At 66.3% G+C, this 12,675-nt stretch carries 7 protein-coding genes; 5 read left to right on the top strand and 2 right to left on the bottom strand.

Annotation, left to right across the window (positions count from 1 at the left end):
* Positions 1–32 precede the first annotated feature (32 nt).
* Entirely contained in the window at positions 33–1,577 is a 1,545-nt protein-coding gene (locus NZH93_RS48960; protein ID WP_259630255.1) for a serine/threonine-protein kinase, read from the bottom strand.
* Positions 1,578–1,771: 194 nt separating this feature from the next.
* Here NZH93_RS48960 and NZH93_RS48965 point away from each other — a divergent pair, with 194 nt between their 5' ends.
* The 4 genes from NZH93_RS48965 to NZH93_RS48980 are packed head-to-tail and all read left to right on the top strand — an operon-like array spanning position 1,772 to position 11,608.
* Positions 1,772–3,502, top strand: coding sequence for a PD-(D/E)XK nuclease family protein (locus NZH93_RS48965; RefSeq protein ID WP_259630256.1), 1,731 nt, complete (start codon positions 1,772–1,774; stop codon positions 3,500–3,502).
* 51 nt (positions 3,503–3,553) lie between these two features.
* Positions 3,554–4,699, top strand: a complete 1,146-nt coding sequence (locus tag NZH93_RS48970; RefSeq protein WP_259630257.1) for a pPIWI_RE_Y domain-containing protein — start codon at positions 3,554–3,556, stop codon at positions 4,697–4,699.
* Positions 4,692–8,474: a pPIWI_RE_Z domain-containing protein gene (locus NZH93_RS48975; protein ID WP_259630258.1), complete on the top strand. Its 3,783-nt coding sequence runs from the start codon at positions 4,692–4,694 to the stop codon at positions 8,472–8,474. Before NZH93_RS48970 ends, NZH93_RS48975 begins: the two co-directional genes overlap by 8 nt.
* 11 nt (positions 8,475–8,485) lie before the next feature.
* Complete coding sequence (locus NZH93_RS48980) at positions 8,486–11,608, top strand: pPIWI_RE module domain-containing protein (RefSeq protein WP_259630259.1); 3,123 nt, start codon at positions 8,486–8,488, stop codon at positions 11,606–11,608.
* Between the two features lie 58 nt (positions 11,609–11,666).
* Here the strand turns inward: NZH93_RS48980 and NZH93_RS48985 are convergent, their stop codons facing one another.
* A complete protein-coding gene (locus NZH93_RS48985) occupies positions 11,667–12,038 on the bottom strand; it encodes a transposase family protein (RefSeq protein ID WP_259630260.1) in 372 nt (123 codons plus the stop codon).
* 61 nt (positions 12,039–12,099) lie between these two features.
* Between NZH93_RS48985 and NZH93_RS48990 the strand changes: the two genes are divergently transcribed.
* Positions 12,100–12,474 carry a transposase gene (locus NZH93_RS48990; protein ID WP_259630261.1) on the top strand — a complete coding sequence of 125 codons (375 nt, stop codon included), beginning with the start codon at positions 12,100–12,102 and terminating at the stop codon, positions 12,472–12,474.
* Positions 12,475–12,675: the final 201 nt, after the last annotated feature.

A 12,675-nucleotide genomic window follows, 5' to 3' on the forward strand; every position in this document is an offset into this window, starting at 1 on the left:
CGAATCCTGACTGATGCGGACCTGAGCCCGCTTCAGTCCAGTTCCTGTTCCAACCGCTTCAGCAGTCGCTGGACCTCGACGCTGTGCCCCAACTCGTTCAGCTCGGTTTCCAGCTCTCGGCAAACATCCTGTACACCACGGGCCGTCTGCGAGGAAAGCGCCCTTCCGGCCGTCGCGACTTCGAAAAGCGTCTCAAGGGCAAAGTCGCTGTCGCCAAAAGGCAGGCGGCACTCGGCTACTCGCAGCCGCCAGATCAGTGCTGTTGCCTGGTCCTGCGGACTGCGGCTGTGCGCCAAGTCGTCAAGCATCTGCTGGTAGAAAGTGGCCGCGCGACCACAGTCCCCCAGGATCCGCAGACCTTCCGCGGCCAGCCTCCAGACCTGCCGAACCAACGGTCTTGCAGGCCCCCATTGCTTGCGCGCCGCTGCCGCCAGGTCGGCGAGGCGGGCGAGGGCGGGGCCGGGATCGCCTGTGGTCAGTTCCTGTTCACCTTGCTCGCAGTCGGCTTCGACGCCTCGGACCTTCAGCCACTCGGCCGACTTCGGTTCGGTCGAGGCGGAAGCCGTCCGGTCGGTGTTCGACTCCTCGATGTAATCATCCGGAGCTCGAAAGGGAAGTGTCGGGTCGGGATCCAGGCGCGGGCTCGGCGGGGGTGATCCGGGCAACGGCAGGTAGCGGCGGAACACCTCCTCGATCTCTGCCATGCCGGGCCGCCGCTCCGGTGCTTTCGCGAGCATGCGCAAGACCAGATCGTCGAGCTCGGCCGGGACCTGTGGAGCGAAAGTCCGAAGCGGAAGCGGATCGGCGTCCAGATGCTGCCCCTGCAGCCCGCCGTGCTCCTCGGCGAACGGGGTGTGGCCGGTGAGCATCTCGTAGCAGACACAGCCGAGGGCGTAGCTGTCCGTCTCGGGAACGACCGAGTCCCCTCTGATCTGTTCGGGGGCCTGGTAGCCGGGGCTGCCGAGGCTGGAGCCGTACTGGGTGTACCGGGTAGCGCCAGCCCCGAGGGGCTGGGCGATTCCGAAATCGAGTAGGACTGCGACACCGCTCGTTGAGAGCATGATGTTCTGCGGCTTGAGATCACGGTGCACCACCGGCAGGGTGTGCGCGGAATCGAGCGCGGAGGCGATCTGGACAGTGATGGAGACGGCCGGTCCTAGGGGCAGCGGGCGGCGGAGTGCGAGGAAGTCTCCAATCGACATGCCGTCGATGTACCGCATGACCAGGTAGGGAGTTCCCCGGTGTTTACCCTCGTCATAGAGCGCGGGGATACCGGGGTGGTTCAACTGGCTGAGCAAGCGGGCTTCGCGGTTGAACCGCTTGTGCATGACTGTGATCTCGTCCTCCTGGTATCGCGTGTCGACTTGGCGGAGCACCTCCTCGGCCGGTCGCAGGAACTTCACTGCGACAAGGCGATGTTCCAGCCGATCAGTCGCGCGCCAGACCTCAGCCATACCTCCTTTGCCAATCGGCAGCTCCAGTTCATACCGACCGTCGACCACCTCACCGATGTTGATCTCCCGCGCCGCCATTCCCGCCCTTTCGGCCTGTAGCTCCTGATCAAGGATCCAGCGCATGTTCCCCCCGCAGGGTCACGCCGGTTCGAGCAACGCCGTCAAGAGCCCAGCCGTGAATGATCCTAACAGCAATTCGTGCATGGACTATGTTCACAGCATGTGGCACTCTGAGACGCCTGAACGGGACACACGGTCGCTTGAGGTCGTGTGTGGGTGTTAGCCACTGGGCATCCGCCGACTCGCAAGGAGTACTGATGACTGACTGGCAGCGACCGCTGGGCACCGCCGGTGACCTCTGGCTCGTACGCGCTAGCAGCGTCATCGTGCGCGAGAACCTACGGGACTGCCCCACTGCCAAGAGTTCCGGCGTGCGGCCGTTCCTGAATTCCGACCCCGTACCGCCGCGAAGGGGCAAAGCCCTGGAGGACTTCACTTTCGCGCCCTTGATGGCAAGCCTTGATCTCGTCGAACATCGGAACTGGTCACTCACGCGGGTGATTGCGGAACTCCGGCGGACCCAGGGAAGGTTCGACAGCAGGCGTGCGCCCGCACATCTGTCACTGCTGGACTGGACCGCTCACGTATTGCCCCGCTACCTCGCCGCCCGCGCGGCCGAGCCCGACGGAGCCCCTGCTCCTCACACCCTTCCCGTGTCGTACGAGTGGGCGGCGCTGCATCACCGGGCCGACCGCGCGCCTGACTCCCGCGGGGTCACCCACTACGAGCAGACTGCATGGGGACGTCGCTACGTCTCCCCTGACGGCACGGTCCGCGACCTGTGGCTTCCCTCTATCGGCAAAGCCAGGGCGAACCGATCCGAGGCCGAACGTGCTGCGATCGCCTACGTGTTGGCCCGAGGTCTCGCCTGCCCTCGCCCAGGTTTCCAGCAGCGCTATCAGCGGTTCGACGACCAACCGCTCCCCCCGCCGAATCGCGTCAGGGTCTTCGGCTTCGGATGCGGTGACGGCAAGGCAGCGCTCCTTCTCGACTGGGGCCAGGAGGAGGTCGTGCGGCGTTATCGCGAGCACGCCGCGCCCGCCTTCGCCCGCGCCGTCGAGGGTTCTGGAACCATGCCCGGTTCCAGTTGCATCCGTTGCAAGGCATTGAGCGGGTGCACCGCCCTGCCTCTCGCCCCTGGGCTCTGGGGTGGCCGCCCCGCAAAAACACGCAGTCCGCGGCGCAGCTTGTCAGCCTGGGACATGCGTGTGCACGGTCAGTGTCCGGCGCAGTACCACCTGACCAGGCAGCTCAACCTCACTTCTCTGCGTCCCGAGCACGAATCCGCCACACGTGGCAGGGTCGTCGACGCTCGGCTGAACGATCAGCACCGCAAGCGTCCCGCACGTGGTTGCCGGGAGATCGCGGGTCCTGTCGATCCGGGCAACTGGTCCGCCGGAGGGCACGAGCTGACCGGCGATTCAGCCAGGGACGCCGCCGCGATGCTCGCTCAACACGCCGCGTTGTGCCCGCTCGATGGCTTGGGCCCGAAGGAACGTGTCCTCGTCCAGCACCAGCTGTCGTGCTACGTGCCGGAGCTCGACGTGGTGGTGATCGCCACCCCTGATCTGGTGCACACCCGCTCCGGCGGATGGGTCTGGAGGGAAACCAAGACCTCCACGAGCAGGCTCTGGGAGGGCAAGTCCCTGATGCGCGGCTACCCGCAACTAGCGCTCGCCGTTCTCCTGCTCGCGGCGGGAGTACTCGGAGGCGAACTCCGCCGCTCGCGTGTCGAACTCGAACTGCTCTACCCCGACGACAGCACCTTCGAGGAGCTGGACCCGTCCCGTCCTGCCGTGCTAGACGAAGCCCGCCAGGTCGTCGCAGACCTGGCCGAACCTCTGCTGCACGACACCTCCTACGCCCCTCGAACCGGGCATCACTGCCACAGCTGCGATGCCCGCGACTGGTGCCGCCCTGGCAGCGAGTACGCCGACCGGAATCCACTGACGGCCGCAGCCATCCAGACTTCCGAAGACCTGATATGAGGACCTCTCATGCCTCCCACTCCACAAGAGGATTGGCTCGGTCATGCCGACGTGCCGCTGCTGCGCACCATCGCCACCGCGGTCGTAAAGCTCGCCGACACGACCAACCTGCAGTCGTTCTCGCTGCCTTACGACGCAGAGGCACAGCGGGCGCTCAACCGCACGGCGCTCGCCTGCCTACTCCAGCAGGCGCAGCCTCCGGCGAGCCTGCCCGACCTGCTTCACTGGTGCCGCACCCGTGCGCTGGAGGACTGGCCGCTGGACCTCCCGTTGGACTCGTTCGGACCAGACGACTACCTGATCGACCGCCAGTCGGGCGAGCCCACTCAGCTGTGTCATGAGTGGTGGGTTCAGGGCAAGGACAGCGCCGCCGCCCAGTACGACCGCCGGGTGGTGCGCAGAGCGATGCAACTGTGCCGCGAGGCGTCCTCTCCCGAGTCGTACACCGCGTTCCGACGATTGCTCGTCAACCAGCCCGTGCTGACCAGCGCCGACCAGTTCGAACTCGCCACCGACCTCTACCTCGAACCCGTGCGCTCCCTGCTCAACGACATCTACGAGCCAGCTCCGGCTGGTTATCTCCGGGACGGCGCCTACACCACTTGCCACCGCTGTCTCACCCTGCTCACTCCGCTGATCGACGGCGGATGGTGGTGCGAACGCGACCAGTGCCGCAGCCGTGGTCCGGCCCCGCGCGGTCGGACGTTGGTCGCCGAGGAGGTGGGCGACGTGTGCCAGCTCGCCCGCCCGCTGAGGCAGTTCGTCACGGGGCCTGGCCGTGCCGAAGTCGAGTTGGAACAACGATTGCGCGAGCTGCGCCTGTCGGTGGAGATGTGGCCCGGCTTCGATGCCTACGACCTGCGGATCACCTTTCCCGACGGCCATGTCTGGGCGATCGACGTCAAAGACTGGGCCCACCCTGGACTGCTTGGCCGAGCCGCTCGCGTCGTACGTCCCGAGCCACCGTATGACGAGGCTTGCTGGGTAGTGCCGCAGTACCGAATCGACGCCCGCCGCGACTACCTCGGTGCGTATGCCCGCAGCAGGCAGGCGAGCGCGGCTGGCTTGCGGCTGCTCAGCGACAACGAACTCGTGACCACCGCAATCGCCAGGCTGCGCGGCCAGCGCGGCCCAACCACGCGTATCAGCCCGGCTGCCAAGCCAACTGACACCACAGACGGAGCCCCTGATGCGTGATCGTCACAGCTGGTATGAGCAGGTCGTCGAAGACCTGCGGCCCTGGCCGCAGGAACACACGGGAATCAAACCCGCCCTGCTCTGCCAGGTCGAACTCGGCTTGCGGCTCATGGAGCGCCTCGATCCCGATCGGCCGGCCGACGGCGTGTGGCCCCTACTCGGTGGCTATCCCTTCGCCGCCGCTGCGGGGCTCGTCCCCGACGAGGAGGCACAGCAGCTGATCACCAACGCACGACACCTGTTGTGGACGCTGCGACGCCATCGGATGTGGCAGCAGAGCATGGAGACGTACGACAGCCTGCCCGAGCGCTTGCGCGGCTACCGCATCCCGATAGGCGGCGGGCCTGCCCGGCGAGTCGACCCCCTGGTCGCCGCCGACCGATTCGCGCACTACGACAAGGCGTTGGAGAACCTACCCACCCTGGACCGCAGTGTGCTATCCCTCGCCGAAGCCGGTGAGAGCCTCTTCATCGAACGCCGCCGCAGAACTTCCGTCACTCTCCCTGATGAACTCGTTTTTCCCCCGGTTTCCGGACACGACCTCGACCAGACCCGCCACGGCACCGGTCACCCGTTGAACGTCCCGCTGACCGAACTCGCCGACACGGCTCTGTGGATGGACAAGACCGAGGCGCAGCTCGCACTGCGACGCAGAGGCAATTGGGCTCGACGGCTCGACGACCTCCAGCTCGATACCCGTTCCTCCGACGGACTGCGTTTCGACAAGGCGAGCGCGCTGCGTTTGGACCGCCTGACGCACCTGGTCGGAATGGTCGGCGCGGGCAAGAGCACGCTGATGACGCTGATCGCGGTCTGGGGCGCGAGGAGGGACAAGAAACTGCGCACCACCCTGGTCGTCGGCGATGTCGCCGAACAGCTCAACCTGACCGCGCTGTTCCGGACTCTCGGTCTGCCCGCCGCGCCGGTGCTCGGTACCACCACCCGTGAACGGCACGTCCAACGGCTGCACCGACGTATCGCCGGGCGAAGCGGCCAGCCCTTGTTGCTGCACGACGACCCTGGTTTCGTCGATCTGAGTACCGTCTGCGTGCTCGACGCGCAGCGGGGTTTGGATGCCGCCGAACCGCTGCGCTACGCCGACGCACCTTGCACAGCGCTGTACCCCTGCCCTTCACAAACCGAGGGCTCGGCGGACAGTTCGGAACATCCCGGTCGCTACCGGGAAGCCGAATCGGCCTCGAGACCGCAGCGCGACGGCGACGACCTCGGTTCACGCCATGGTTGCCCGATCTGGAGCGCTTGCCCCCGGCACAGTGCCGCCCGAGAACTTGTGGACGCCTTCATCTGGGTAGCGAACCCTGCCAGCCTCGTGCAGACGGCGGTGCCACGTCATCTGAATGCGGAACGGCTGCGGCACCTCGAACTGGCTTGCCTACGCAGCGACATCGTGATCGTCGACGAGGCGGACAGGGTCCAGATGCAACTGGACGACGCATTCGCCCCGTCGGCGACCCTGGTGGTGCGCGGTCCGGACTCCTGGCTCGACCGGTTGCACACCCACAAGATCGACGAACTCGCCAGGCAGGGTCGACTGCCGCTGTCCGATCGCGACGTCGAACGCTGGGCCGCCGCTCTGGACGTGGTCAGCTCCACGACCGACCGGCTTTACGCGATGCTGATCAGCGACGCTGACCTGCGCGACTGGGCGGACATCGACTACTTCAGTGCGTGGACCCTCCAGGAGAAACTGCTCGGGGACTGGTACCCGAACGCGGTCACCGTCAGCGACAACGGTACGACCGAGACGCTCCCGGACGAGGCTGAACTCTACGACCGGGAGGACGACGAGGACAGCGCGGTTGCAGACGACAATCCGCTCGACGCGGGCCTCGCTTGGACTCCCTGGTCCGAGCGCAGGAAAACGGTCACAGCGGTGCTCGATGCCTTCCGCGACGACCCGTTGGGCGACCGCGGCCCCTACAACACCACAACCGATCGGCTCATCCGCGCCGTCCAGGACCTGCTCCATACCCTCAACGAGGCCAACACCCGAAAACGGGTCCGGACCCTGTTGGCCGAACTGCTCGCAGGCGCCCCTGGTCTCCGGGAAGAGGACGACTGGCCTGCTCCTGTCCCGCGCAAGGGCCGTGACCTCGTCCCAGCCGACATCCGGGGAAGTGAGGACTGGCAGGACCGCAACGCCAAGCGGCTGGAGTTCACGCTCCTGCTTGCTGCGTTGCACCAACGCCTGAGCCGCCTGACTTTCCTGTGGCCACAGGTGGAGGCCGCACTGCATCTGGACGGCACAGACAACGAGCTATCCCGACGCCCCCCGCTGGACTACGCCCCGATCGTCCCGGAAGCCCCGATGGGCAACGTTCTCGGGTTCCAGTACCTGCCCGACGACCCGGAGCGGACACGGGACGCCGAAGGGCGCTGCACCGGCACGTTGAGGTTCTTCCGCTGTGCCGGAGTCGGCCGCGAACTATTGCATGCCCTGCCCGACCTTGGCGCCGACCGCCTCTCGGGGCGCCCAGGCCCGCACGTCCTCCTGATGTCAGGTACCAGTTGGGCTGGCACCTCGACCCGCGCCCACGTACTGGCACCGGTCGAGGCTGTCCTCAAGCCGAACGACAAGGCCCTGGAGGCGATCCGGGGCACCACGTTCCGCACCAACTTCCTCTACGACCAGGACAGCCGCCCGATCACTCTCTCCGGGCAGGACCAGCACATCCGAGGGGACGTGCTCAGGCAATTGGTCGGCAAACTGGCCAGGCCCGGCCGAGGGAGCGCACCGAGCCCGCTGGAGGCCGAACTCGCTCAGATCGCCGACCACCGACGCCGACGCGCTCTACTGCTTGTCGGCAGCTACCGGGAGGCGACGGCCGCCGCAGACCTCTTGGAGGAGATGCCGCGTTGGCGCGGAAGAATCCGGGTGCTCGCCCGCGACGACGCGGACCTCGACGAGGTCGGGAACAACAGCCCACTCGGGTCGGAAGGCCGCGCCGCGGCGCTGCGACGAGGAGACCTCGCGTCGTTCGCGGAGGATGAGGATGCGGAACTGCTGGTAGCTCCGCTGCTGGCGATCGAGCGTGGACACAACATCCTCAGCACCGCCAGCACACCCAATGAGGAGCGCGTCGCGGCCTTCGGCACCGTGCTCTTCCTCGTCCGCCCCCATCCACGCCCCGACGACCTGTCGCTCGCGGTCTTCGCCATCAACGATTGGGTGTCCCGCTTCGCCCGCGACCAGATCCGGCACCACGAACACGGGACATTCAGCGATGTGGTCACAAAGGCCGGGGACTTGGGCCGAGCCGGACTGGAGTTCCGCCGCATCGCCCGAGCGGAATGGCTGCGGTTGCTCACTCGGCGCTATGTCTACTCGCGGCTGAGCATCAACGAGAAGGAATCGTTCGCCTGGGACCAACTGGTCACCATCTGGCAGGTCATCGGGCGACTTGTGCGTGGCGGCGTGCCCGCCAGGGTGGTCTTCGTCGACGCCGCGTTCGCCCCCGCGCTTGCGGAAGCGCTCGCACCTTCCCCGCCTGCCAGTCCGTCTGTCGGTCTGGAGGACGAACCCAAGAAGAAGGCGGTGCGCCGCCGACGCAAGAACACCGACGCCGGACTGCTCGTCCGGCTCCGTGATGTCCTCGCGCCGTACTTCGACCCCGCTGCCAACCCCGAAGACTTCGTCCAACCTTCGGACCCGGCCCTCGTACAGATGCTGTACCAGCCTCTGTACGAAGCGCTCCGCGGCATGCAGACCGCTCCCCCATCGCCTCCTGCTCCTTCGTCAACCGACCCGTCCTGAAGGAGTCCCACGTGGGATTCACCTACCGCACCGTCAGCCGCGCCGCCTACCACCTCGCCCCTGGCGCTGCTCCATGGATCGCCGACTACCGCGCCCTGCCTTTCCCCGAGCACGCACGCGAGAGCCTGCTGGAACTCTGCAACCACGGCCGCGACCAAGACGGTGGCACGCTCTACCGCACCGTCCCGACCTATCGGATGGACGGGGTGCTGCAGAGCCTCGCCCCCGATCTCGTAGTGCGCGGGCGCCCCAGCACCATGCTCGACCCCGACAAGGACTTCTGGCTGTACGCCCCCGCCGACGCGCCCCATCCGCTGCCCGAACGGACGATGCACCAACTGCTCGCCGCCTGGTTGCGCGACCTCAGCCCTAAAGCCGTCCTCGGCACACCTGGCCATCAGAAGCTGCTCCTGGAAACCCTCTCAGGTCTCCAAGCAAAACCACTGGCCTGGCAGGACATACCGGAAGTGGACCTGCTCGGCTGCCCACTCACCGAAGGCGGCACCGCAGCTCCGGCCGCCCGGCAGTACCAACTCGCCACTGACGCCCTCGCCCGCCGCGTCATGACGCTCGACCCGTACGAGTTCGACGGCGGCACGCTGCGCTTCCGCGCCATCCCGCGCGGACCCCGTCAACAAGGAGCCGAGCTGATGTCCCAACCGCTCTCCCGTGAGGTCAAGGGCAAAACATGGTGGTTCTCCATCACCATCAACATCTCCCTGCACACCGCACCCTTCGACCCAAAGCCTCGACTTCACCTGCACACCGGCGTACGCCGCTGGGCGACGCACCCGCGCGCCGCTACCGGAAAACTCCACCTCCCGTATCGCCGAGCCACCACCGTCTACCTCAGCCCGAGCATTCCCTGGCTGCCCGGTGCCCCGACCAGTCAGCGCTACGCCATCGCTCGGCTGGCCCATGACCGGCGCGACGATGTCGTTGACTGGCTGGGAAACGGCCCGGCAGGGATCTTGCGCGGGCTGGCCCTGCGCCAGCCCTTCCCCGATCCTGCGGAGCTGCTGAGCGCACCGGCTCAATGGTTGGGCGATGGCCCAGGCGTGCGTGCCGCCGTCGTGCACAGCAACCACATGGGCGCGCACGGCATCGGCACGGGGCTGATGTCCCACCAGCGGTCCCTGATCACCGAATGGGCAGAGCAGGCCCTGCCGAACGGACTAGTTCGAGCCCCGCACCTGACACGCAGCACGGCTGGCACCAACAAACCCGCCAACGCCCGCCTCAACGTCGAGGGAGTGGCGAAGAAGGCCGAGGAAGTACGAGTCGCGCGTGCCCGCCGCAGCGCGCTCGCCATGGCCGTCCAACTGCAAGCCGACGACGCACATACAACCCTCGAAGGAATTCCGGTCATCGAGGCCCGCCTGCTGTGGCAGACCGCCACTCTGCGCCGGGCCGCGATCGGCGCGTTCACCGAGATCCTCGGACTCGACGGCGACGGGTACTCACATCAGCCCGATCGTGGCGACCCAGACGCCGTGGAAGCGGTCTTCGACAGCGCCAAACCCGGCAGCCCTGTACTGCTCGAGTGGCACACCCTCGAACTGATCGTCAAGTTGCGCTGTTTGCCGTTGTCCGGGGGGCTCGCAGACAAGCTCGCCCTCAATCCCAAGACCCGGTCCAAGAGAGCGGCACTCAGCAGTGCCGTCAAAGCTCGTCGCGGCGGCTTAGTCTCCTTCCTCTCGACCGACGGTGCCAACAGTGACGCCCCGACGCTGGCCCTGGTCGAGATCGCTCATCGCAGCACCTTCAGACCTTCGCTCGCCGACCCCAAGTTCGCGATGCGACTCGGCTGTGCGGACGCCGGAGTGCTCACCCAGTTCGCCGTCGTCCCCTCCAACGCCAAAGGCATCAAGACCGAAGGGAACGTTGACCACCGAGTCCGCTCAGGGTGGCTCGACGGACTGCGCCAACTCGGCGTGCGCGTACTTCCTGAACACACTCTCGGAGGAGACCTTCCCGAGAATCTGCGATACGCGGCGGTCTGGATGGTCAAACGACGCAAGGATGGCCCCACCCGGCTACCTCTGCATCTGCCCGTCGCGGTTCTGGTGACTCCAATGCCAGGTGGCCACGGCCTGGCGCACGTCCAAGGCTGGGATGACGACGCAAGAATGTGGGTCCCGTACCCGAAATTCCTGCTCGGACTAGTCAAGAAAGCAGAGATTCCTGGCACCGAACTGGATCTTGAAATCGGAATGGAGGCCGAACCTGCCTCCATCGGCACCGGTGAGCACACAAAGTCCGACCCTGCATCCTCCGCGTCTCGAATCACGCGAATCGACTGGCGGAAGAACATGGACCAGCAACGAAAGGAGACCGCGAGCTTCCTCCAACGGATGATCTTTTCGCTACGGAACCACTCCACCATACTGATCACCCACTCCCAGAACAGTCGGCAGCACTGGCCCTGGCTTCAGGACAGCAAGACAGTCATGGACCTGATCAAGCCCGGTCACGCCCCAGCGTCCGGACTCCACCCTGACTTGCGGCTGGTTCGGATCCGCGGAGCCGCCGGGCGGGAAACCCCCCAGTGGTGGGGCATTGGCAGCCCCGACGGAGTCAACGGTCTGCCCTCTGGCCTGTGGACACAGGCAAGCGAGTTCGAAACCGACCCGCGTGTCTTCTACAGCACCACCGAAAAGGCCAGTCAGTTCACGAAGTCCGCCGTCAGCGCGGATCGCCTCGCACCGCGTGCCCTCACCAGGGGCAAGAATGTCGGCAGGCTGACCACCGATGTGGACAAGCCTGCCTGGAACCCTTCTCTAGTAGAGATCGCGATCCTCGGCTGCCATCCGGTCACGGAGGACGGCAGCGTTGGCGATCAACCCGAGGCCATCGCGCTCGCCATGCACCAGCTGCGCCAGGCCCCGGACTACCTGGACGCACTTTCCCTGCCGCTTCCGCTGCACCTCGCTGGTCTCGCCCAGGCGTATGTGCTGCCGATGCATGAGGAAGGTAACGAGGCTGAGAGTGAGGTGGAGGACCCGAGTGGCCTACTCGACGATCAGACCATGGCGGGTGATGAGGAGACAGGCGACCCGGACCCCGACCTCGTTGATGCCCCCGGTCTCTCGCAGGAACCACAACCAGACGAGCAGGTGACCTTATTCGATTGAAGAAGGTCGGTGCCCCTCAGGCACCTACAGTTCTGCAGTGAAGTGATCTCAGTGACTTTCAGCTGAGTCGTCCGTGCTCGAAATGGGTGAGGACGAGAGCGGCTTTGGCGATATGGCCGATCTTGCGAGGGCTGGTGGTGAAGTGACGCAGGCCACGCCATCGTCCAGTCAGCATCGCGAATCCGCGTTCACCCAGACAGCGCAGGCCACGCAGCAGGACGTTGTAGGTGCGTGTGTCGACGTCGAGTACTTGGCCGTCCGTGGACTGTTTGACCGGGGTGAACACGCCGATGCCCGTGCCGTCGTAGCCGTTGTCGGCCAGGGTGGGCAGGTCGAGTTGGGAGGCGGCCCAGTACAGGGCGTCGAGCACGTGTTCGCGGGCCGCGGTCAGATCGTGCACCGAGCCGGGTTCGACATCGCTGATCCACAACGGGAACCCTGTTCCGTACCGGGTTTGATGGAGACATCGAACACCCGGAGGATTCGACGTCATGGCGGCACCACGGAAGTACCCGGATGAGTTGCGTGAGCGGGCGGCACGGCTGGCGGTCGAAGCCAGGCGGGACCCGACCTCGGCCAGTGGAGCGATCAAGCGGATCGCGGACCAACTCGGTGTGCACCCGGAAGCGTTGCGGACGTGGGTGAAACAAGCAGAGACCGACCAGGGCGCCAGGCCGACAGCGACATCGACGGACGCGGCCAGGGTCGCCGAACTGGAGCGCGAGGTGCGTGAACTGCGGCGGGCGAACCAGATCCTGAAGTCGGCGGCGAGTTTCTTTGCGGCGGAGCTGTGCGCCACGAGGCGCCGAGTTGATCGAGGAGGGGTGAGAGACCTTTCCCGCTGGGCTGTCGCAGCGGCCTGGTGAAGCCTGGGGGCAGCCTGACCCGGAGGAACGACGGGGAGGGTGGCAAGCGGCCCCGACGAGGGCGAGACGTGCCGGGACTGCCAGACGGTGCGGGCTCGTTCGGCAAGGCCAGACGGTGTAACGAGAGTGAACCAGTGGTTGACGCTTCGTAACAGCAAAGCCGGCTCCAACCTGGTGGATATGGGCCGGTGTGCAGTGCGT

This window comes from Umezawaea endophytica, assembly GCF_025061645.1.
Lineage (GTDB): Bacteria > Actinomycetota > Actinomycetes > Mycobacteriales > Pseudonocardiaceae > Umezawaea > Umezawaea endophytica.

Excerpts from the sequence above, each read along its gene's own strand:
- NZH93_RS48965 (WP_259630256.1), top strand. The coding sequence starts at position 1,772 with ATGACTGACTGGCAGCGACCGCTGGGCACCGCCGGTGACCTCTGGCTC.
- NZH93_RS48960 (WP_259630255.1), bottom strand. The coding sequence starts at position 1,577 with ATGCGCTGGATCCTTGATCAGGAGCTACAGGCCGAAAGGGCGGGAATG.
- NZH93_RS48990 (WP_259630261.1), top strand. The coding sequence starts at position 12,100 with ATGGCGGCACCACGGAAGTACCCGGATGAGTTGCGTGAGCGGGCGGCA.
- NZH93_RS48975 (WP_259630258.1), top strand. The coding sequence starts at position 4,692 with ATGCGTGATCGTCACAGCTGGTATGAGCAGGTCGTCGAAGACCTGCGG.